At 38.9% G+C, this 22,806-nt stretch carries 26 protein-coding genes; 24 read left to right on the top strand and 2 right to left on the bottom strand.

Annotated elements, in window-relative coordinates:
• Positions 1-30: 30 nt before the first annotated feature.
• Positions 31-1,344, bottom strand: coding sequence for a peptidylprolyl isomerase (locus MMP60_RS09905; protein ID WP_241336104.1), 1,314 nt, complete (start codon positions 1,342-1,344; stop codon positions 31-33).
• Positions 1,344-3,809, bottom strand: coding sequence for an LPS assembly protein LptD (gene lptD, locus MMP60_RS09900; RefSeq protein WP_241336103.1), 2,466 nt, complete (start codon positions 3,807-3,809; stop codon positions 1,344-1,346). Before lptD ends, MMP60_RS09905 begins: the two co-directional genes overlap by 1 nt.
• Positions 3,810-3,927: 118 nt before the next feature.
• Between lptD and MMP60_RS09895 the strand changes: the two genes are divergently transcribed.
• From MMP60_RS09895 to cmk, 24 genes are all read left to right on the top strand, one after another.
• Positions 3,928-4,941 carry a phosphotransferase gene (locus MMP60_RS09895; RefSeq protein WP_241336102.1) on the top strand — a complete coding sequence of 338 codons (1,014 nt, stop codon included), beginning with the start codon at positions 3,928-3,930 and terminating at the stop codon, positions 4,939-4,941.
• Entirely contained in the window at positions 4,941-5,630 is a 690-nt protein-coding gene (gene murU / locus MMP60_RS09890; protein WP_241336101.1) for an N-acetylmuramate alpha-1-phosphate uridylyltransferase MurU, read from the top strand. The genes MMP60_RS09895 and murU overlap by 1 nt, the downstream gene beginning before the upstream one ends.
• A 171-nt stretch (positions 5,631-5,801) precedes the next feature.
• Positions 5,802-6,437: a 16S rRNA (guanine(527)-N(7))-methyltransferase RsmG gene (gene rsmG, locus MMP60_RS09885; RefSeq protein ID WP_241336100.1), complete on the top strand. Its 636-nt coding sequence runs from the start codon at positions 5,802-5,804 to the stop codon at positions 6,435-6,437.
• Between the two features lie 18 nt (positions 6,438-6,455).
• Entirely contained in the window at positions 6,456-7,238 is a 783-nt protein-coding gene (locus tag MMP60_RS09880; protein ID WP_241336099.1) for a ParA family protein, read from the top strand.
• Complete coding sequence (locus MMP60_RS09875; protein ID WP_241336098.1) at positions 7,235-8,122, top strand: ParB/RepB/Spo0J family partition protein; 888 nt, start codon at positions 7,235-7,237, stop codon at positions 8,120-8,122. Before MMP60_RS09880 ends, MMP60_RS09875 begins: the two co-directional genes overlap by 4 nt.
• Before the next feature lie 47 nt (positions 8,123-8,169).
• Positions 8,170-8,799 carry a MotA/TolQ/ExbB proton channel family protein gene (locus MMP60_RS09870; RefSeq protein WP_241336097.1) on the top strand — a complete coding sequence of 210 codons (630 nt, stop codon included), beginning with the start codon at positions 8,170-8,172 and terminating at the stop codon, positions 8,797-8,799.
• Between the two features lie 14 nt (positions 8,800-8,813).
• Entirely contained in the window at positions 8,814-9,242 is a 429-nt protein-coding gene (locus tag MMP60_RS09865; protein ID WP_005159883.1) for a biopolymer transporter ExbD, read from the top strand.
• On the top strand, positions 9,239-10,966 hold the full coding sequence (msbA, locus tag MMP60_RS09860) for a lipid A export permease/ATP-binding protein MsbA (protein WP_241336096.1): 1,728 nt from the start codon (positions 9,239-9,241) through the stop codon (positions 10,964-10,966). Before MMP60_RS09865 ends, msbA begins: the two co-directional genes overlap by 4 nt.
• A 2-nt stretch (positions 10,967-10,968) precedes the next feature.
• On the top strand, positions 10,969-11,976 hold the full coding sequence (gene lpxK / locus MMP60_RS09855) for a tetraacyldisaccharide 4'-kinase (protein ID WP_241336095.1): 1,008 nt from the start codon (positions 10,969-10,971) through the stop codon (positions 11,974-11,976).
• 9 nt (positions 11,977-11,985) lie between these two features.
• A complete protein-coding gene (gene kdsB, locus MMP60_RS09850; protein WP_241336094.1) occupies positions 11,986-12,747 on the top strand; it encodes a 3-deoxy-manno-octulosonate cytidylyltransferase in 762 nt (253 codons plus the stop codon).
• 2 nt (positions 12,748-12,749) lie between these two features.
• Complete coding sequence (locus MMP60_RS09845; RefSeq protein WP_241336093.1) at positions 12,750-13,733, top strand: DNA polymerase III subunit delta'; 984 nt, start codon at positions 12,750-12,752, stop codon at positions 13,731-13,733.
• A 352-nt stretch (positions 13,734-14,085) separates the two neighbouring features.
• Positions 14,086-14,430, top strand: a complete 345-nt coding sequence (locus tag MMP60_RS09840) for a PilZ domain-containing protein (RefSeq protein ID WP_241336092.1) — start codon at positions 14,086-14,088, stop codon at positions 14,428-14,430.
• Positions 14,431-14,447: 17 nt separating this feature from the next.
• Positions 14,448-15,221: a TatD family hydrolase gene (locus MMP60_RS09835; protein WP_241336091.1), complete on the top strand. Its 774-nt coding sequence runs from the start codon at positions 14,448-14,450 to the stop codon at positions 15,219-15,221.
• Between the two features lie 40 nt (positions 15,222-15,261).
• The gene (locus MMP60_RS09830) at positions 15,262-15,873 is read left to right on the top strand and encodes a TetR/AcrR family transcriptional regulator (RefSeq protein ID WP_018679190.1); all 612 of its coding nucleotides are present in this window, start codon (positions 15,262-15,264) and stop codon (positions 15,871-15,873) included.
• An 8-nt stretch (positions 15,874-15,881) separates the two neighbouring features.
• A complete protein-coding gene (locus MMP60_RS09825) occupies positions 15,882-16,433 on the top strand; it encodes a prepilin-type N-terminal cleavage/methylation domain-containing protein (protein WP_018679191.1) in 552 nt (183 codons plus the stop codon).
• The gene (gene gspI, locus MMP60_RS09820; protein ID WP_241336090.1) at positions 16,420-16,806 is read left to right on the top strand and encodes a type II secretion system minor pseudopilin GspI; all 387 of its coding nucleotides are present in this window, start codon (positions 16,420-16,422) and stop codon (positions 16,804-16,806) included. Before MMP60_RS09825 ends, gspI begins: the two co-directional genes overlap by 14 nt.
• Complete coding sequence (gene gspJ / locus MMP60_RS09815; RefSeq protein WP_241336216.1) at positions 16,806-17,435, top strand: type II secretion system minor pseudopilin GspJ; 630 nt, start codon at positions 16,806-16,808, stop codon at positions 17,433-17,435. Before gspI ends, gspJ begins: the two co-directional genes overlap by 1 nt.
• On the top strand, positions 17,432-18,385 hold the full coding sequence (gspK, locus tag MMP60_RS09810; protein WP_241336089.1) for a type II secretion system minor pseudopilin GspK: 954 nt from the start codon (positions 17,432-17,434) through the stop codon (positions 18,383-18,385). Before gspJ ends, gspK begins: the two co-directional genes overlap by 4 nt.
• 109 nt (positions 18,386-18,494) lie before the next feature.
• Positions 18,495-19,091 (top strand): 6-carboxytetrahydropterin synthase, encoded by a 597-nt coding sequence (locus tag MMP60_RS09805; RefSeq protein ID WP_241336088.1) that lies wholly within the window; start codon positions 18,495-18,497, stop codon positions 19,089-19,091.
• A 45-nt stretch (positions 19,092-19,136) separates the two neighbouring features.
• Positions 19,137-19,850: a uracil-DNA glycosylase gene (gene ung, locus MMP60_RS09800; protein ID WP_018679196.1), complete on the top strand. Its 714-nt coding sequence runs from the start codon at positions 19,137-19,139 to the stop codon at positions 19,848-19,850.
• Complete coding sequence (locus MMP60_RS09795) at positions 19,847-20,971, top strand: enoyl-CoA hydratase/isomerase family protein (RefSeq protein WP_241336215.1); 1,125 nt, start codon at positions 19,847-19,849, stop codon at positions 20,969-20,971. Before ung ends, MMP60_RS09795 begins: the two co-directional genes overlap by 4 nt.
• 5 nt (positions 20,972-20,976) lie before the next feature.
• On the top strand, positions 20,977-21,501 hold the full coding sequence (gene tadA / locus MMP60_RS09790) for a tRNA adenosine(34) deaminase TadA (protein ID WP_241336087.1): 525 nt from the start codon (positions 20,977-20,979) through the stop codon (positions 21,499-21,501).
• Positions 21,502-21,567: 66 nt separating this feature from the next.
• Positions 21,568-22,008 (top strand): SRPBCC family protein, encoded by a 441-nt coding sequence (locus MMP60_RS09785; protein ID WP_241336086.1) that lies wholly within the window; start codon positions 21,568-21,570, stop codon positions 22,006-22,008.
• A gap of 9 nt (positions 22,009-22,017) precedes the next feature.
• On the top strand, positions 22,018-22,698 hold the full coding sequence (cmk, locus tag MMP60_RS09780; protein ID WP_241336085.1) for a (d)CMP kinase: 681 nt from the start codon (positions 22,018-22,020) through the stop codon (positions 22,696-22,698).
• Positions 22,699-22,806 lie beyond the last annotated feature (108 nt).

The raw sequence follows: 22,806 nt of genomic DNA, 5'->3' as shown, positions 1-22,806 counted from the left end.
CGATTTCGCTGGCATTTTAATGTACTGGGCTTATTTTTGCTGTGCTTTTGAATCTAAGCTTGTATCTTTAATTTCAACATAAGCATTAGCACGCAGCTCACGCATCCAACTGTCTACTTCGGTATCGAACAAACGTTCACCTAAAATTTGGCGAGCCATACGCTCTTGAACTTCTTTGGTCATATCTTGTTGGCGAGTATCAGTCACTTGTAAGATGTGCCAACCAAATTGGCTCTGGAAAGGTTTGCTGATTTGCCCAACTGGTGTTTCTTTCATGACTTGTTCAAATTCAGGCACCATTACGCCTGGACTAACCCAACCGAGACTACCACCATCACGTGCTGAACCTGTGTCATTTGAATAGGTTGCAGCTAAAGTTGCAAAATCATCGCCTGCCTTAGCACGATTATACAGGCTATCAATCATTTGTTTTGCGCGATCGAGGCTAACAACTTCAGATGGTTGAATCAAGATATGACGAGTTTGGTATTGAGAAACTAAGGCCTTTTGATCATTCTGCTTACGTTCAAGTAATTTTAATACATGAACACCATCACGAACATTAATTAACTCAGTTGTTTGTCCAACTTGTAATGGGGTAATACGTGCTGCAAGTTCGGTTGGAATGTCAGATAATGCTCGGAATCCCATATCTGCGCCATCGACTTTAATGGTCGCTGTTGCGAGTTTAGAGCTGATCCCCTTAGGGTCATCGCTTGTTGCAAGAGATTGTTTAACTTCCTGTGCAACTTTTTTAACTTCATCACTATTTTCACCAGAGATACGCATGTGAATCACATGGACTTGTGTTCCAAGTGCAGCTTGACCTTCAGGAGAATTTAGGAAGTTTTCAACATCATGATCGCTGATTTTAATACGAGACATCACTTGCTGTTGACGTAAGCGTCCAATCGCGAGATCTTCAGCAATACGGTTGCGTAGATTTTCATAAGTACTTGGCGCAATCGCATCTAATTTTTGTTGAAATGCTTCTAATGTATTTGCACCTGATTGATTTGCAATTTTTAATACAGCCGCATTTAAGCTTTTCTCATCAGCTTTGATACCAAAACGTTTGACTTGTTCTAACTGAGCTTGGCGAACAATCAGTTGATCGAGCACTTGCATTTGTAAATATTGCTGTGGCGGAACCGTTTTATTTTGTGCTTTTAACTGGTGTTCTGTTTCAGCAATCCCTTGTTCTAAATCACTTTTAAGAATGACACTACTATCTACAATTGCAACAACCTCATCCGTAGGTTGAGCAAAGCTTTGCATTGATGAAGAAATTAGGGTAGCGAGAACAGTCGCTCTAAAGATATGTTGAAAAGGTTTTATCTTCATTAACGTTGTGTCCAAGATTGATTAATTTTGTTGAAACCTAAAACTCTATTTTCAAGAAGAGAGGCGAGCTTGTTATTGAACGCACCTAGACCTTTAAGTGTAAGTTCAGCCATGACAGCACGTTTTCTATGAACATCTGGTGCATTTGGGTCATCCAAATCGTTATAGTAAGAACGACCATATACTGAGACAGCCCAACAGCAAGATTCATAATTTACGCCAAGTAAATATTCACGCATCAAGCTATTGTCTAGGTCATATTGCGCATGGCCCATAATACGCCAATTATCTTTTACTGGTTGTATAAAGGATGCAACCGCTTGATCGTAAGAACTTTGTCGATCTGGGATATTGTTACGATAGAAGTAACCAACATTGTAGAGATTTCCCTTATTGCCGACATAGTAAGCTTGGAAGTCTCGTTGAGCATTGTCACCATTTGACATCCATGCTGAGTTGGCTGCAATGGTGAAGTTTTGATTGAGCTGACTAGATATGTTCACAATCGGTCCTGTACGATTTTGGGTGTCAAATTCGTCAGGTTGTTGATTGAGTGTTACACGTCGATCGCTAAAATAATAACTTTGCCCGATACTCGCTTTTATCCGTTCTAAACCTTCGGTATCTAATAGACTGTAGGTTACACCGAGTGATAAGAAATTATTATCATCTAGACGGTCATGTCCGTAGAAGCGATATGGGTTAAAGAGTTGATCATAATTGATTGATGCGGTTGTTGAATCAAAGTTTGGATGATCATCTTGTTTTTTGTAGGGAGAATAAGCATAAAAAGCACGTGGTGAAATACTTTGTAGGTATTTACCTTCTTTTTCGAAAGTTACACCTGTTGCAAAGGTGAATTGAGGGACAGCAACAGATTTCTCTAAATCATCAGATGCAGAGAGTCCACGTCCTTCTTTCGAATCTTGGTCATAAAAGGTGTTAATGCTTCTGATCGATATTTCAGGAACGGCATAGAACCAAGACGGTGTTAGGTAGTTGTAGCGGACAGCGAATTGGTTGTAAATACGTGTACCACTAGACTCTAAAGCAGATTGATCGCTAATTGATTTTTTAAAGTAAGCAGTATCATTATTAAATTCATATTGTAGACCTTGAGGATCGCCACCAACATAGTTTAATAAAAATTGTGGAAGACGAGCATAAGGTTTGTCTTTGTCGTCAATGGTTTTATCCAAGGTTTGGAAGTCTTCAACTTTTAATTGAGCCTTAAGCCCAGGAATACCATTGCGGTAATTGAGTTCCCAAGCACGACGTAAGTTGAGATCTGTTCGCGTATTTGGATTGTTATTAAAGTCTGTAAAGTAATCTTTATCCGATGCGTAGTTATATTCTAAATTGGTTGACCATTGATTGTTGATTTTCCAATTGTGAATAAAGTGTAGATCGCTTCGATTTTTATCGTCATAGTAATCATCATTTGGTAAATAGCCACCCCAAATACGACCAGAACCAAAATCCTCAGTCATATAGCGAAATTCGCCATCTAATTTTGCGCCACGTTTGCTCATATAGCTTGGCGTGAGTATAAGGTCATAATTTGGTGCAAGATTGAGATAAACGGGTGTTGTAAGCTGGACACCACCATCGTTGCTATAGCCAAAATTGGGGCTTAATAAACCCGTTGTACGACGGTCATCAATTGGAAAGTTGAAATAAGGTACTGCTAATACGGGAACATCTTTGACATAAAGCTTAGTGCCACGAGTTACGCCACGCCCAGAAGCTTGATCCAGTTCAATTTGCTTTGCTTGAATCTTCCAAGCAGGTTTTTGATCAGGCGGGCAAGCGGTATAACTTGCATCTTTTAGTACAATAAGATTTTCATTCTGACGTTTAATCTGACTTGCATGTCCATGCGCGTGTTCTTGTTCAGAAATATAAAAGCTATTATTTAAATCGCCCGTTTGGGTTTTTAAATTGTAGTCAATATGATCACTTTGGGTAAGTAATCCTGATTGAGCGAGTTGCACACGTCCTTGAGCTTTGGCATGTGTTTGTGTTGGATCAATCGTGACTTGATCTGCACGAATCGTTCGACCTTCTTGGTCAATGATAACATTACCTTGTAGAACAGAATCACCAGTAGGGTTGTAATGCCCATAATCAGCAGTAATCACAGAAGTCGCTGTATTTGATGGATTTGCCTTCGTTTCCGGATTGATCGGTGTGACCCATGTTCCCTGACAAAAAGAGGAGCTCAAATAGCGATTGTCGCGTAATTGTGCTTCTGGTGCAGATTTATCAACATAATATTGCTGAAAAAACTTCTCACCAGGATAGTTTTCTTGCACTTGATCTTTTTGAATGGCTGCTTTGAGCTGTTGATTGTCAAGCGTAGAGACAACATCAGCCTGCGCTGCGAAACTAGATTGAATCGAGCCGCCACACAAGAGTGTTAAAATAGCTGTTGCTAAAGGATTAAATTTAAACTGATGTTTCATTGTCTCATTAACCAGTACGCTAATTCACAATTAATTATTGTCGCATCATAGAGAAAAAGTTGATAAGTGGCTACACTTAAGCTTTCAAAATCTCAGCTAGTTTTAGATTTTATTGCAAATGAATACACAACGCGAACAATTGATACAAACTTGGCTTCAAGCTACTCTCCAAACCGATCAATTTGAGATCAATTTTTTGGCTGGAGATGCAAGCTTTCGTCGCTATGCCCGAATTAAGTTACAAAACAAAACATATATGCTCATGGATGCGCCACCTGAAAAAGAAGATTGCGTCCCATTTGTAGAGATTGATGAGTTCTTTGATAAAAATGGTGTGCGTGTACCGCATATTGTTGCCAAAGATCTATCACTTGGTTTGTTGTTGTTAGAAGACTTTGGTGATGTCGTATTATCAACCTTATTAAATGATGACACGGTTGATCAATATTATGCACAAAGCTTTAAACAATTGATTGACTTACAGCAGATTGATGCACATCAACAGTTGCCAGCATATTCCTATGAAAAGTTGATGACAGAAATGCGTCTGCTAACCGAATGGATGTTGCCATCATTAGAGATTCAGCCAACAGAGCAGCAGTTGGAAACGATTGAACAGGCTTTTGATTTCCTTGCGATTGAGGCAATCAATCAGCCACAAGTCATTGTGCATCGTGATTATCATAGTCGTAATTTGATGAAAATCGAGAATGAACAGGTTCTTGGCGTGATTGATTTTCAAGATGCAGTGATTGGTGCTGATACTTATGATCTGATTTCGATTACACGTGATGCCTATGTGCAATGGAATGCTGTACAAGTCTATGGGTGGTTTGAGGTGTTTTATAACTTATTACCTGCGACTGCAAAAGAAAACCGTAGCTTTGAGCAATTCAAACGTGATGCTGATTTTATGGCAATTCAACGTCACCTCAAGATTCTCGGTATTTTTGTGCGTCTGTTTGAGCGTGATGGTAAATCGGGTTATTTAAAAGATTTACCACGTGTGATGTGGTACTTACTTGAAGAAAGTCAAGCGTATGATGAGCTTAATGATTTTATGCAATTTGTGCGTGATGTTGTGATGCCAAAGTTCATCGCTAAATATGGTGAATATGAGGTCGTTGCATAATGAAAGCCATGATTCTTGCAGCAGGTCTAGGAAATCGTATGCGACCTTTAACGTTGCATACGCCTAAGCCTTTACTTGAAGTGGGTGGAAAGCCTCTGATTGTTTGGCATATTGAAAAGCTGCAAAAGATAGGTGTTACCGAGATTGTCATCAATACCGCTTGGTTGGGTGAGAAACTGGCAACTGCTTTGGGTGATGGTTCTCAATTTGGTGTGACGATTTTATGGTCGCATGAAGGTGAAGGACTTGAAACCGCAGGTGGTATTATCAATGCACTACCATTATTGGGTGATGAGCCCTTTATTTTGGTGAATGGTGATGTTTGGAGCACAATGGATTTCGCTCCCTTGTTGAATGTCGAGTTGGGTGACAAGCAAGCACATTTGGTGTTGGTTGATAACCCACCACAACATTTGAAAGGTGACTTTATCCTTGCGAATGATCTGGCTTATACTTTTGAGCAAGCACAGTTAGGTGAAGCTTTGACCTATAGTGGGGTTGCAGTTTTAGCACCCAAAATGTTTTCTGGTTTAGAAAATGGTAAGCGACCTTTAGCGCCTTTGCTTAAACAAGCGATGCAACAACAGCAAGTTTCTGCTGAAAAATTACAAGGGGTCTGGGTGGATGTCGGCACTCCAGAGCGTTTGGAGCAGCTTGATCAACAAATTATGCAAGGTCTGTTTTTATAAAAATGTTTTGTCTATCTTTGATTTGTATAAGAAAAGACGAAAAACCTAATGGATTATGCAGTTTATCATGTTTGTAAATGTTTAACTGCATAATCGTTCAACAAGTCCTACTGTGCCTTGTATCAGAAATCGGTATACTGCACGGCAAGTTTATCGAGATGTTGCACTGTTATGCATCCTTTTTTTCAAGAATTAAAGCAAGGTAGTCAGGCTTTAGGTTTAAACCTGAATGAAGAAGCACTAACACTACTATTGAAATATCAAGATGCTCTAGTGCTGTGGAACAAAGCATACAACTTGACCGCAATTCGCGATCCAAAAGAAATGTTGGTTAAACATTTGTTAGATAGTTTAAGTATCTTAAATGATTTACCACAAGGGCGATTATTGGATGTTGGTACGGGCGGTGGAATGCCCGGCATGATCATTGCATTATGCCAACCAGAACGTTCGTGTGTATTGTTAGATTCAAATGGAAAAAAAATTCGTTTTCTTAAGCAATTTATTGCCGATTTAAAATTGAATAATGTTGTTGCAGTTCAAACACGTGTAGAAAATGAAGACACGATTGGTGAACTTGGTCAGTTTGATGTCATTACAAGTCGAGCATTTGCTTCATTAACTGATTTTGTTGATGCGGCGCAACCTTATATGCATGAGCAAAGTATTATTGCTGCAATGAAGGGCTTGATTCCAGTTGATGAAATGGAACAGATGAAAGACCAGTATTCATGCAAAGTAATAGAGCTGCGTGTGCCACGATTAGATGAACAACGTCATTTACTTTTACTTCAACGAATTCAATAAAAAATATTAAGGGTAATCATGGCTCAAATTATTGCGATTGCAAACCAAAAAGGTGGCGTGGGAAAAACCACAACAGCCGTTAATCTTGCTGCTTCTTTGGCGATTTTGAAGAAACGTGTCTTATTGGTTGATATGGATTCTCAAGGTAATGCCACTATGGGGTCTGGCGTTCAAAAGAATGACTTACTTTACTCGATTACCGATGTGTTGTTGGGTGAAGTACCAATTGAAACTGCGATTCAAAAAGCTGAAGTTGGTTATAAAGTTCTAGGTGCAAACCGAGAGCTCGCGGGTGTGGAACTTGCAATTGCTGAACAAGAAGGGCGTGAGTTTATTCTTAAAAATGCCTTGCAAGAAGTTGATTCAGCTTTTGATTATATTATTGTGGACTGCGCACCAAGTTTGAGTTTGATTACAGTGAATGCTTTGGCTGCAGTCAATGGTGTAATTATCCCAATGCAGTGTGAATATTATGCTTTGGAAGGTTTGGCTGATTTGACTCAGACGATTGATCGTATACAAAAAGCGCTCAATCCAAGCTTGGAAATTGTCGGGGTATTACGTACCATGTATGATGCTCGAAATGCGTTGACGCGTGATGTGTCGGCTGAGTTAGAGCAGTATTTTGGTAAAAAGTTATATGAAACGGTGATTCCTCGAAATATTCGTTTAGCAGAAGCGCCAGCCCATGGTTTGCCTGTGATCTATTTTGAGAAAAGTTCAAAAGGTGCGGTTGCATATTTGAATTTAGCCGCAGAAATGTTGAAGAAAAGTAAAGTGAAAAAAGGAAGTTCTGTATGAGCATCAAAAAACGCGGATTGGCTAAAGGTCGTGGTTTAGATGCGCTATTGGGTTCAATTCAAAAAGAAAAATTGCAACTTGAAGCACAAGCCTTAGATCATGGTCAACTCAAGCAAATTGATGTCAATTTATTAAAACGTGGTGAATATCAACCACGTCGCTTTATCCAAGAACAAGACTTACAAGAGCTTGCATCGTCGATTGAGAAACACGGGGTGATGCAACCAATTGTGATTCGTCCTATCGAAGATGAACAATATTCTTATGAAATTATTGCAGGTGAACGCCGTTGGCGTGCTGCACAATTAGCAGGATTAACGGAAATTCCTGCAATCGTGCGAGATTTAAATGATCAAGTTGCGATTGCATTGGCATTAATTGAAAACATTCAGCGTCAAGATCTCAATCCAATTGATCAAGCAGTTGCTTTGCAACGGTTTCATGATGAGTTCGGTTTGAGCCATCAAGAAATTGCGGATACTGTAGGTAAAGCACGTACTACAGTCAGTAATTTACTACGCTTGTTGAGTTTGGCTGATCCGATTAAAGACTTAATGCAACAAGGTCAATTGGATATGGGGCATGCTCGCGCCATTTTGACCTTAAAAGCAAAAGACCAAATCGATGTTGCTAAAATCGTAATTGAAAAAGCCTTGTCAGTGCGTCAGACTGAGCAATTGGTGCGTGAGTGGAGTGAGCCAAAACCTGAAAAGGAAAAGGTACAGGTTTCTCCTGATATTGAACAATTGACTCAGAAACTATCGGAACGTTTTGGAGCAAATGTAAAAATTGACCATAACCAAAAAGGTAAAGGGAAAATGGTCATTCACTACCACTCATTGGATGAATTGGATGGAATCTTAAATATTTGTTTACCTAGCTAATATTTAAGGTGCGTCCTTTTATATTTTAAATATTATTGGGGAATAATATGTGGGAACTTGTGAAAGCGGGTGGTTGGTTAATGCTACCCCTTATTCTCTCATCAATTTTTACGGTTGCTATTACAATTGAACGATATATTCGTTTAAAACGGTCACAAGTTTTACCTCAAGCGTTACTTGTTCATGGTTCAAATGTTGAATCTGTAATTTCATCTCTAGAACAAGATGAAGTGAGAAAAAGCCCGTTAGGACGTATTCTAAAAGCAGGTTATGACCACCAAGATCAAGGTGAGCAGTTTGCGCGTGCGCAAATGGAAGCAACTGCTTCGCAAGAAATCAGCTATCTAGAGAAAAACATTAACTTTTTAGGTACGTTGAGTGCAATTGCACCATTGCTTGGTTTGTTAGGAACGGTATTGGGTATTATTGAATCATTTTTGGTCATTGATATCGGCTCGGCAGGAAATGCGAGCATGATGATGCCGGGTATTTCTAAAGCTTTGATTACCACGGCTGTTGGGATGCTGATTGCGATTCCTGCCATGATTGCTTATCGTTATTTTCAACGTGTTGTGCATGAATATATTGCTGAATTAGAACAGCAATCAACATTATTTCATGCTGCACTTTTCTACAAAAAAGCACCTCATGTGCAAGAACATCGCCGTGCAAGCTGAGCATAGGTGACATCATGAAATTTAAACGTTCTCAAGTCGAAGATATTCATATCAATTTGACACCAATGATTGACTGTATGTTATTTATTTTGGTGTTTTTATTACTTTCTACGACTTTTAGTCAGCAAAGCCGTATAAATCTAACTTTACCTGATGCCCAAGGTGTTCCGCCTAAACAATTCGATCATAAAATTGAAATCATGGTAGACTCGACAGGGCATTATTCTGTGAATGGTCAAGCATTATCAACAAAAGATAGTGCAGATTTGAGTACAGCAATTAAGCAAGCTGCGCAAGATCGTCGTGATTTTATGTTTATTATTGCTGCTGATGCAAAAGCAAAACATGAAGATGTGATTCGTGTAATGGATGTGGCAGGTCAACTTGGCTTTGTTAACGTAAATATTAGCACCAAAGTTCCAACTAGAGGTTTTACTGAGTGAGTCAGGATTTTAAGGTTTATGTACGTCTATTAGGTTATTTAAAATCTTATTGGGGTGTTGCCTTATTTGTATTACTTGGTTTCGGAATCAATGCGGCGACAGAAGTCTCTGTTGCCAAGTTGCTCAAGTATATTATTGATGCGATTCAAAATGGTAGCCGTGAAAATCTTGATTGGTTTCCTGCCTTAATTGTCTTGCTAATGTTCTTCCGTGGTCTTGGTTTGTTCTTGGGTGGATATTTTTCAGCGGTTATTTCACGTAGTTTAGTTTTTAGTATCCGTCAGGAAGTCTACGCTAAATTACTACGATTACCTGCGCAATATTATCTGGATAATAGTGCGGGTCATATCAGCGCAAAGTTGATGTATAACGTTGAGCAGTTAACGGCGGCATCATCAGAATCTTTACAGACTTTGATTAAAGACGGTTTGATTGTTATTGGTTTACTGAGTTATTTGCTCTATACCAATTGGCGCTTAACCTTATGTATCGTGGTTTTTATGCCATTTATTGGCTTGTTAGTCCGTATCGCGTCTAAGAAAATGCGCAAATTATCGATTCAAGTGCAAAATACCATGGGTGATGTGAACCATGTTGTGCAAGAGACGATTAATGGAAATTCTGTTGTTAAGAGCTTTACGGGAGAAGTCTTTGAGCAACAACGGTTTTATAAGTCCTCTGAGGAAAATCTTCGTCGTGGACTGAAAATGGTTGTAGTGCAGAATATTAACAGCCCAATTATTCAACTGTTATTATCCATTGCGATGGCGACTATTCTTTGGTTGGCATTGCGCCCACAAGTTTTAGGTGATACCTCAGCAGGTGAGTTTATCTCATTCATCACGGCTGCAGGTTTGATTTCAAAACCAGTGAAGAACTTGACTGATATTAATGAAAAGCTTCAACGTGGTTTGGCAGCAGCACATTCAGTATTTGAATTGCTGGATTTACCTGAAGAAGAAAATAATGGGCAACTCAAACCAGTGCTAAAAGGAAATATTCGCTTTGATCATGCCAATCTGCGTTATACCGATGGTACACATGCGATCAAAGATTTTTCTTTAGATATTAAGGCTGGTCAAACTGTTGCATTGGTGGGGCGATCTGGCGCAGGAAAAACCTCATTGGTTAATATGCTGCCACGTTTCCAAGAGTTGAGTGAAGGTCAAATTTATTTTGATGATATTGCGGTAAAAGAAATAGAACTTTCTTATCTGCGTTCACAAATTGCGACAGTCAATCAACAGGTTGTGCTCTTTAATCGTTCAGTACGCGATAATATTGCTTATGGTCAGTTACAAGATTCGAGTGATGACAAAGTGATTGCAGCAGCCAAAGCTGCTTTTGCCCATGACTTTATTATGAATTTACCACAAGGCTACGACACAATACTTGGTGCGCAAGGTTTAAACCTTTCAGGTGGTCAACGTCAACGTATTGCAATTGCGAGAGCGATTTTAAAAGATTCTCCAATCTTAATCTTAGATGAAGCAACCAGTGCGCTAGATAATGAATCTGAATACTTTATCCAGCAAGCTTTTGATGACGCGATGCAAGGTCGTACGACGATTGTGATTGCACACCGTTTATCTACGGTGGAAAATGCTGATCTGATTGTGGTGATGGATAAAGGGCTAATTATCGAGCAGGGTACGCATACTGAATTACTTGCAAAACATGGAATGTATTATCAACTGCACCAACGTAATTTTGAGGAAAATTAACGATGTCAATCGCACAATATGTGCAAGATGCTTGGAATAAAAAAGCGCCTTGGCTGATCGTATTGCGCCCTTTGTCATTATTGTATCGTTTAATTTTTTCGTTAAATAAGACCTTGTATGCTGTTGGTTTTAAGAAAAGCTATACAGCACCGATTCCAGTCATGATCATTGGGAATATTACAGTGGGTGGTAGTGGAAAGACGCCTCTGTTAATTGAACTGGTCAAGTATTTACAGCAACAAGGTATTCATGTTGGTGTGATCAGTCGTGGCTATGGCGGGAAAGGTCCTTTTCCACTGTTGGTCAATGCTCTTTCTGAGCCAGATGTTGCAGGCGATGAACCTTGTCTGATTGTTCAATCGACTCATGTGCCGATGGCTGTTGGACCGAACCGTCAAGCATCCGTTGAATTATTATTGCAATCTGAAAAGCTTGATTTGATTATCAGTGATGATGGTTTGCAGCACTGGGCGTTAGCACGTCAAATCGAGTGGATTGTATTGGATCAAAATCGTGGTTTAGGGAATGAAAAACTGCTACCTGAAGGGTATCTACGTGAGCCAAAGTCAAGATTAAATGGCAGCACCGTGATTGAGCATACCAAAGTTGCACAAACACAAAGAAATATGCATTTAGAGATTGGGCAGCCGTATCTGTTAAATGCGAGTCTAGACCTAAATAGATTTGATTCAAGTCAGTGTTTTAATGCAGTTGTTGGTATTGGCTTTCCACAGCGGTTTTATCAAACGTTGAATCAGTTAAAAGTGAATCAGTATCAGGCACATGAGTTCCCCGATCATCATGATTATCAAATCAGTGATCTTACTTTTAATAATCAAAATGCGATTATTACCACCGAAAAAGATGCGGTAAAGTTTAAAGTATTGTTGAAACAGCATCCTGAATTTAGTATTCCAATTTGGGTTGTGCCTGTTGAAGCGGTTTTGTCTTCTGATTGTTATGCTTTGTTGAAACAGCAATTGCAACACGTTGGTATTCAATTTTCTTAGAGATCTACCATGAAACATATTGTCATTCCTGCTCGTTTTGCGAGTTCGCGTTTACCTGCAAAACCATTATTACTTATTCATGGTCGTCCAATGATTTTGCGTGTGGTAGATCAAGCGAAAAAAGTCGAAGGATTTGATGATTTGTGTGTTGCAACAGATGATCAGCGTATTGCTGAGGTTTGTCGTGCTGAAGGCATTGATGTTGTTTTAACCAGTGCTGATCACCCATCAGGCACAGATCGTTTAAGTGAAGTCGCTCGTCTCAAAGGTTGGGCACAAGACGATATTATTGTAAATGTGCAAGGTGATGAACCCTTACTTCCTGCTCAATTGGTTCAACAAGTCACACAGTTATTAGTTGATTATCCACATTGCTCGATGTCTACTTTATGTGAACCTATACATGCTGTAGATGAATTTCAACGCGATAGTATTGTCAAAGTCGTGATGAGCAATCGTAAAGAAGCGCTGTATTTCAGTCGAGCAACCATTCCTTATGATCGTGATGGGGCAAAATTACTAGAGCCAAAGCTGCATAATCAAGCCTTTCGTCATCTAGGCTTGTACGCATATCGTGTGAAATTATTGCAAGAATATGTAACATGGGAACAAGGTAATCTTGAAAAATTAGAAAGCCTTGAACAGTTACGTGTATTAGAAAATGGTCATCGTATCGCAATTGATATTGCCGAAGCCAATCTGCCGCCAGGCGTGGATACCCAAGCTGATTTAGAGCGTTTAAATGCATTACCTGTAAGTTTGTTTGAATAATTATGGTGAGTATGCAGTCAACAACCGTTTATTCTTGGCATAAGCAAACATGGGCGTTATTGACAACGCGATTTCCTGATCTAGGACATGGTTTGCTTTTTTATGGTAAGCAGGGCTGTGCGAAGCATCAATTCACTGAACGGTTTGTGGCTTGGGTCTTATGTTTAAATAAACAAGTTGAACAAGCTTGCGGTGAGTGTAGTAGTTGCCTTTGGTTGAAATCTAATACTCATCCACGTTATGTACATATCACTACAGATGATGAAAATAAAAAGCAGAATGCCAAAATAAAGATCGAGAAAATCCGTGATTTATTGCCATTTGTTCAGCAAACAGGTGATGGGTGGCGAGTTATTGTTATTGAGCCAGCAGAGGCTTTAAATACAGCGTCCGCAAATGCATTGTTAAAGACTTTAGAAGAACCTGGGGAACGGGTGATTTTAATTTTGTTGGCTGATCATTATTTGAAATTACCCGCAACCATTCGTAGTCGATTGCAGCATTTTGCTTTAGACCGTTTAGATGTTGAGGATGCGCAGAATTTTATTCAACAGCAAATTCCAAATATTTCGGCTGAACAAACGACTTTATTGCTTAACCTAGCGAATGGCATGCCATTGACTGCAATCGAGCTTCATCAGAGTGATTGGTTGCAAAAGCGAGCTGTATTTTTGAGTGATTGGTTTAAACTGGTTACTGAAAAGAATATGCCTTTAAACTATTCAAGTAAGTGGTCTAAAGAATTGAATTTTTCAGAATTCATGACCATGTTTGAATATTTATTAGCTGATTTGGTTGCTCTAAAATTAAATCAGTCTTTGAGAAATGATGATTTAGATTTGACACAGCTTGCGCAGTGTTATGATTTAGAATCGTTATTTCAAATTTATTCTGACTTGCAACAGAAGAAATTGATGGTTGAGCAAAATGTACAAACACAATTGGTACTCGATCAGTTGTTTATTCAATTGATGCATGTGGTTTAGTAAATAAATCAAAAACTTTAGTGCAAAGTGGATTCTCGGTCATTGTGCATTAACGCAAAGCCTAAGGTTTTCGTTATTATGATCACTTCTCAAATAGTGACTCGTAGAGCGCTATATTTGTATAAATAAAAGCCATTTTTGTTTGTTTTCGAACAGTTTTCCTTAAACATTATTTGTTGTTTGTCGGATTGTTTCCTATAATCAAAAGAGTAGTTGTTATAAATTTTTAAAAGTTGACGGTAGCCAATGATTGGTTTGAGAAACATATAAATGTGATTGATATGTTTATAGATTTATCAACGGTGTAAAAATATTGGTGTTTCAAATTATTCGTATTTGACAGGGGAATGTTATGCAACCACAAATGATGGGCGGAATTATACAGGTCAATATCCCTGATAAAGCAACTTTGCAATCGAGTTATATGCCTTTTGTTCAGGGTGGCGGTTTATTTGTTTCGACCAAACAAGTTGTCAAAATGGGGCAAGAGGTTTTTGTGTTGGCGACTTTGCCTGAGCAAGCGCAAAAGATTCCATTGACGGGTAAGGTGATTTGGATTTCACATAAGCAAACACATTTTAAACCACAAGGTTTTGCGATTCAGTTGGCTGGTGAGAAAGGTGTGTATTACAAAAATGAGGCTGAGAGATTGTTGGCTGGTTCAAAAGCGATGGATCGTCCAAGTTTTACGATGTAAGTTGATAGGAAATAAGCGTGTTTGTTGATACCCATTGCCATTTAACCATGTTAGATCTAAGTCCTTACGATGGGAGTTTAGATCAAGCGCTTGCCCAAGCTCGCCTTGCAGGTGTTTCAAGATTTATGGGCATCTCAGTTGATTTGGATGATCATATTAAATTGGCTGAAATTGCTTCTCGACATGATGACGTGGGATATTCTGTAGGTGTTCATCCATGTGAAGATGATCATATTATGGCGCGGGCGACAACAGACTATTTGGTGGAACTGGCCCAATCTGAAAAAGTTTGGGCATTAGGTGAAACAGGCTTAGATTATTATCACAGCACAGATTTTATTGCAGAGCAAAAACAATGTTTTGCGCGTCATATTCAAGCATCAAAAATTGTAAAAAAACCAGTTGTTGTACATACACGATCAGCCAAACACGATACAGTCGATATTATAAGAGCAGAGCAGTCGACACATGGTATTTTGCATTGTTTCACTGAAGATTGGGAAACAGCAAAGGCAGTTTTAGATTGTGGTTACTATATTTCTTTTTCTGGGATTGTCTCATTTAAAAATGCACAAGCTTTACGTGATGTTGCGAAGCAAGTTCCGCTTGATCGTGTATTGATTGAAACAGATAGTCCATATTTAGCCCCTATGCCATATCGTGGTAAAACCAATGAGCCTAAATATGTACCTTATGTCGCAAAAGCATTGGGTGATGTATATCAAAAGTCAGTTGAAGAAATTGGTATGATTACCACGCAGAATTTTGAGAATCTTCTTCATTTGAAGTAAACGGTTTTGTTGTATTAGGAAAGAGAGTTATCACGTGAAAATGGATCGCCAAGCTCAGTTTAGAGCACGAGAAGCCTTAATTTTTCAGATCGCTGAGCAACTCCTATTAGAAAATGGTGAAGCAGGCATGACCTTAGACGCTTTAGCGGCGGAATTGGATCTTGCAAAAGGCACATTATATAAACACTTTCAAAGTAAAGATGAATTGTATATGTTGCTGATTATTCGTAATGAACGAATGCTGCTCGAAATGATTCAGGATACAGAGAAAGCTTTTCCTGAGCATTTAGCTTTTTTCATGCTGCATCATTTACATCATCCTGAGCGCACCGCTTTGTTTCATCAGATTGAAGAGCGTTTATCAACGACAGGTCAAGGAATTCAATTATTATTCAGCGAACTTTACAAAGTTCGCCGTCAACGTCTGCGTATTATTATTAGAATGACAGAAAGTTATTTACTGGATATTCATAGTACGATGACAACACGTGATTATTTAGCTTCGATTTGGTCGTTGACCTATGGTGCGGCAGTCATTCTAAATTCGAGTTTCTATCAGCGTTATCTAGGTTCTAGAGACACTTTACGTGTTGCTTACATTGAACAAGCTTTAGGTTTGCCAAAACAAATTGAATATTTAGCGAATGGCTGATAAATAAAATGAAATCACCACATAGATTACAACAAGGTTTTACCCTCATTGAGATCATGGTGGTGATTGTAATCATGACGATTATGACATCCTTGGTGGTTTTGAATATTGGTGGTGTGGACCAGCGTCGCGCAATGCAAGCGAGAGAAATGTTTATTCTTGATCTTAAGAAGATTAATAAAGAATCCACAGATCAAGCCAAAGTCTTTGCTTTAAATACTCAAAATGCCAGTGATGTTGCACCATTTCGCTATAATTTATTTGAATATCATGATCAGAGTCATGAACAAATCCAGCAAGCTGATCGTACTTGGCAACTTTATAAAGAGTTTAAAGTCCGTGAACTGCCCAATAATGTTTCTTTTAGTATTCAAGCTTTAGACGCTGAAGAGCATCGAAAGGCGAGAAATGAAGACCTATTGGGGGGCAAGGCACCACAACTCATATGGTTCGGCAATGGTGAGGTGAAGCCTGTTCGCATCCAATTTTATTATGAACAGCAACCTATTGGACATGAGTTGAAAATGGATCACTTGGGTAAAGTAAATGAAGAAGACTAAAGGCTTTACCTTGCTTGAAGTGATGGTTGCATTAGCAATATTTGCTGTTACAGCAATTGCATTAACGAAAATTGCGATGCAATATACCCAATCTACATCGAGTGCAATTCTGCGGACGAAAGCACAATTTGTTGCAATGAATGAGGTTGCAATGATGGAGATGAATCAAGAATGGTTAGATGGAACGCAGTCGAAACAAGTGACTTCACAAGGTGAGACTTGGCAGATTGATAAAAAAGCACAATCAACGATTAGTCCAAAAATACAACGTATCGAATTACAAGTGAGTTTATTTAATACTGAGCAAGGTAAGGTTGAAGCAGGTATTACCAATCTCGTATTCTTTAATTATCCTGCAAAAGCTAAGACATGATGAAAATTAAAAATGGCTTTACCCTCGTTGAATTATTGGTTGCGATTGCTATTTTTGCAGTACTTTCAATGCTTGGATGGAAAGTCTTTGATTATTTATTAAAAGTAAAAGATCGTAATGCGGAACACGAAACACATTTATTTGCACTACAAGATGCTTATCAGCAGATTTTAAGAGATAGTTTGCAAATCATTCCATTAACGGCAAATGATGGTCGACAATTACAAGCAGCTTTGGTGTTAAATGACCGTGGTTTCATGTTTAGTAAAGCAGGGGTGTCTGATCCGCTGAAACAAGGTTTATCGCCATATGAACGTATTGAATATCGTTATGACTCAGCGCAAAAGAAAGTATATCGTCTCAAGTATTCGAACTTAAATATTCCAAATCGTGTGCAGCCTATTTCAAGTACTTTGCTGGAAAATGTTGATCAGTTTAAAGTACTGGTTCTAAACCCACAGGAACTGACGCAATGGCCTGAAAATGTTGGTGATCCTAATAATGCTGCTGAGTTAAAAAAATTACCACTAGGCTTAAAAATACAGCTTACGGTTGCGGGTACGGATTATGAGTGGATTTATAGTCTATTGAATGCAAATCAATTGTTGGGTAATCAGTCACCACCATGAAAAATTATTCATCTCAGCGTGGCGTAGCTTTATTAACGATTTTAGTCATGGTTGCTTTGGCAACGATTTTGGCTGCAACGATCGCTAAACGACAAACGAATACTGCTGAAAATACAGGTTATTTGATGCGTCAGGATCAATCGTTATTGTACGCAAAAAGTGCGGAAGCTTTTTTTTCTGAGTTACTCATTCAAGATAATGATAATAGCAGCAGTATAGATCACTTACAGGAAAATTGGGCGAAACCGATGCCACCATTTCCTGTTGAGGATGGTTCTGTGTCGGGAAAATTATTAGATGAGTCTGGTAAGTTTAATCTGAATAACTTGGTTAAAGCAGATGGTAAGGTCGATGATTCTGCACGACGTTGGTTTGAAAAGTTGTTGCAACGTGTAGGTCTACCAGCTGAACTCAGTCAAGCGGTGATTGATTGGCAAGATGCTGATGATGAAACGATTGGTGCTATGGGTGCAGAAAGTAATTATTATCAAGGATTAGATCCCGCATATTTAACACCGAATACCAAGTTTCATAGTGTTGAAGAGTTAAAGCTGGTACGCGGTTTTGAAGGCAAAAACTACGATTTAATCAAGCAGTATGTCACGGCATTACCTGAGCAAACGAAGGTCAATATGAATACAGCACCTGCATTGCTGTTAGCAAGTATTGATCCTAAAGTTGATATAAAGGCTGTTGAACAACAATTGAAAGTCAAGGAAACAGAGTTAACTCATTTTAATAATGTTGATGATTTATGGAAATTAAGCGCTTTTTCTGGGATTGATGAACAAAGTAAAACTGATGCCGCATCATTGTTAGATAGCAAGTCGAATTATTTTACTGCCCAAATTGAAGTTGTTTTAAGCGAACGAAAGCGCCAGTTTACTAGCCTAATGATGCGGAAAGATAAACAAGTGATTGTTTATTCAAGAAGTCTTGCACTATTCTAACGACTTACAGATTGGATTATTGAATCGTCACAAGGTTTAAAATCAATCCCATCGATGAATTTTTTGCTTTATAATAAAATTTGTTTGCAGATATAGATCAGCTTGGTGCATGTTAATTCGTAAATTATTTAAGTTTGAAAATGCTCATATCGTACGGAATTGTACATCGGATCGCTGTAAGCGTTCGATTCATGGGCATAGTTATAAAGTTGAATTACTATTAAAAGCGTCAAGGTTAGATCATGGGCAAATGGTTTATGATTTTGGCTTGTTGAAAGGTGTCATCAAGGAGCTCTTTGATAGTTTTGATCATGCAATTTGTTATTGGCAAAAAGATGATCCCGAATATATTCAAGCATGTGAAACGTTTAGTGCGCGGTGGGTGGCTTTGCCTGTTTCGCCATCGGCTGAACAGTTTTCAAGAATCTTCTTTTATTTGGCACAACAGGTACTTGCTTCAACCATGACACAAAATGGTGAAGGTGATGTTGAGGTTTATTCCGTTATCGTGCATGAAACCGATACTGGTTATGCACAAAGTTTCTTAGAAGATATTGAAAATGAGCAGATGGGATTACTCAGCTTAGAACAAATTATTTTCTCAGAGCAAGTGCAAGCTGAGTGGAGTGATCCTCAAATGTATGAAAATCTGAAAAATGGAATTAAATTCCAAAACCCAAATGTAGAGTTACAAGTCAATATTTAAGTCATACGGATTTAAATGTTGGAATCGTTATTTCAAGGAATGTTGATGCAATTTACTGAACAACAGCAGGAAAAACTCAATAAAGTTCAGTTGGATGAGTCATGGAAAATCTCTTTGTCAGATTTTCTGCTCAGCCAAAAGATGGATGGTTTACGTGAGTTTTTGCAACAACAAATTCTTGCACAGAAAACGATTTATCCACCGAGTAAGCAAATTTTTAATGCATTGAATACAACGCCATTAAATGGTGTGAAGGTCGTGATCTTAGGGCAAGACCCATATCATGGCCCAAATCAAGCCAATGGTCTAAGTTTTTCTGTACAAAGAGGGGTTGCATTACCACCATCTTTGCGTAATATTTTTCATGAATTACATACCGATCTCACGGTACCTATTTCTCGTCATGGGGATTTGAGTAAATGGGCTGCACAAGGGGTTTTGCTGTTAAATAGTGTATTGACTGTTGAAGCAGGACAACCAACTTCTCATCAAAAACAAGGATGGGAAGAATTCACTGATGCCGTGATTGATGTACTGAATGAGCAGCGAGAGCATGTTGTGTTTATTTTATGGGGTGCATATGCACAACGTAAGGGGCAGCGAATTGATCGTAATAAACATCTTGTGCTAACCGCAGCTCATCCATCCCCACTTGCTGCAAACCGAGGTGGTTTTTTCGGCTGTAAAGTATTTTCTAAAACAAATCATTATTTGAAACAACATGGCATTGAGCCAATAGACTGGCAACTGGACGCATAATGACTTCTCCCGATTTAAATAGTTATCACCCAGATTTAATTATTGAACAAGCTAAAAATGGCTGGCGCATTGTTCGCTTGAACCGACCAAAATCTTTGCACGCATTGGATGAATCAATTGTGAGTGCTTTGTTGAAAGTGTTTGAACATTTTCATGAAGATGATAGTGTCAAAGCGATTTGGTTTGATTCAACCACACCGAAAGCATTCTGTGCAGGCGGTGATGTACGTAAACTTCGCCAACTTGTGATCAATAACGAAGTTGATACAGCAAATAAATTCTTTGAACAAGAATATGCACTTGATTTACTACTCCATAATTACGCTAAGCCGATCGTGGTTTGGGGTGAAGGCTATGTGATGGGTGGTGGTTTGGGCTTATTCATGGCTGCGCCATTCCGTTTGGTAACACCTTACTCGCGTCTCGCAATGCCTGAAATTAATATAGGCTTGTATCCTGATGTGGGTGGCAGCCGCTTCCTTGCAGATCGTGGTCAAATCGGGCTGTTTACTGGTTTGACAGGGTCAATTATGACGTCTGCTGGTGCATTTAGTATTGGTTGGGCAACCCATATCTGTGAGGCTCAGCGAGATAATGTTCTGCAAAAAGTTTTAAGTGTTGACTGGAATCATTATCCAGCAGGTGCTTTCCGTGCGATTGATGATACGTTGAATAGTTTACATCGTCCTGTCGCATCAGGTCCGTTACAAAACTCGATTGACGTTATTCACAGTGTTTGTCGTGGTCAAAATTTTGAATATGATTATCAAGCGATTATTGGTTTGAGTGATGCAAGCAGCGATTGGCTGCGTCAAGCGAGTGAAAACTTACAAAAAGGCTCTCCAAGTACGGCTGCGATTACATGGTTGTTGTGGCAATGGGGTAAACAAGGGCATGCTTGGGATGAAGTTTTTGCGCTTGAGTCGCAGATTTCTGACTGGAAAATTCGTCACCCAGACTTTGTTGAGGGTGTACGTGCGCGTTTAGTTGACAAAGATTTATCACCAGAATGGAAATCAGCTGAGAAGATCACATTAAAAGATATTTTATCTGATTGCCCTCCAGTGACAACAATTGATAGCTGGAATGCCCTGTTAAGACAATATGGTGTTGTTGTTTAAACTATATGAGTCTTGGTGTTGTGGATTCAGAGAATTTGGATGATGAATGTTGGATGCAGCTTGCTTACGAACAAGCTGCATTCGCTGCTGCGCAGGGGGAGATCCCTGTGGGTGCGGTGATCGTGAGTCAGGGTAAAGTGATTGGTTCAGGTTATAATGCACCAATTAAACAATCCGATCCGACTGCCCATGCTGAGATTCAAGCTTTACGTGCAGCATGTCAATCATTGAATAACTATCGCTTACCAGACGATGCTGTACTGTATGTGACACTAGAGCCTTGTACGATGTGTGTCGGTGCATTGATTCATGCACGCATTAAAAAAGTGGTATTTGCAACCACCGAACCTAAAGCTGGTTCATTGGTCAGTGCTCGGCAGTTATTGGAAAATGGTTATTACAATCACAAATTTGTTTTTGATCAAGGTTGTATGCAAACTCAGTGTTCATTGCAACTCAGTGCGTTTTTCAAACAAAGACGAGATGAAAAAAAGAAAATTCGTTTATCAAAAACGTCCTTAAATGATTAAAAATGTCACTGTAGTTGTGGCAAACTAAGCCTCCAATGATTTTGGCTAGATCAAAAAGGCAAAGCTATGCGTAATGCAATCACCATAAAAAAAGAGTTTAATGCACCAATTTCTGAAGTTTTTGACTTATTGTCAAAACATGCAACTTATAATAAAGCATTTGCTCCTTTACAAGTTGTACGTGTAAAAGATTCTGCTGATCCTCAGCGTCCAGATGGAATCGGTTCAATTCGCCGTATGGGCTTTGGACCAATCAAGCCTCTTCAAGAAGAAATCACATTACTAGAAGAGAATAAACGTATTGAATATAAATTGATTAATAATCCTTTGGTAAAAAACCATCTCGGACAAATTGATTTTAAAGAAATCACACCGTTTATTACTTTAGTGACTTATAAGATTGAATTTACGGCAAAAGCACCTTTTGTAAGTAAATTAGTTCTTGCACAACTCAAAGCAGCGATTACACTAGGTTTTTCAAAATTAGCGAAGTCAGTTGCTTCATAAGAGATGGGAATGACAGTTCATATTATTACGATTGATGGTCCAAGTGGCTCTGGTAAAGGGACATTGGCAGCTAAAATTGCTGCGCATTATGGTTTTAATTTATTAGACTCAGGTGCTTTATATCGTTTACTTGGACTGTCGCTATTTCAGCGAGATCTACTGAATAAAATTCAAGAACAGTTAGTGCAATGTGTTGATTTTGCAACTCATTTAGATATTGAGTTTAAATCAACAGATGCAGGCACGCTTATTTTTCTTGAGGGCGAGGACGTGACCAACACTATTCGTACTGAGCAAGTTGGTGAGTATGCCTCTAAAGTTGCGACTGTTCCTGAATTAAGACAAGCATTATTTGAGCGTCAGCGTGCATTTATTCAAGCACCTGGATTGGTTGCAGATGGCCGTGACATGGCGACAGCGATTTTTCCAGAGGCTCAAGCGAAAATCTACTTAACAGCATCGGCTGAATCTCGTGCAGAGCGACGTGTAAAACAGTTGCAGGGCATAGGTCTTGATGCTAAAATAAGCGACATTTTATCTAACATACAGGCTAGAGATAAAAGAGATATGGAGCGAACAGTTGCTCCGCTCAAGCCCGCTGAAGATGCGTATATCATTGATAGTTCTACAATAGGCATCAATGAAGTGTTTCAGTTGATGGTTGACTATACTAATAGCCGTATAAACTAGATACACAATTTTTTTATCAGTTGAAGCATTGCTTGATCAGATCTTTTGGACAATGTAACAACTTAACTAAACCGGCCTTGTCTGATCCAAGACCGCGGACTTTATCAG

Source organism: Acinetobacter sp. ANC 4805, assembly GCF_022549495.1.
GTDB lineage: Bacteria > Pseudomonadota > Gammaproteobacteria > Pseudomonadales > Moraxellaceae > Acinetobacter.
The sequence above is the reverse complement of the archived record's forward strand: the minus strand, read 5'-3'. Positions and strand labels throughout refer to the sequence as shown.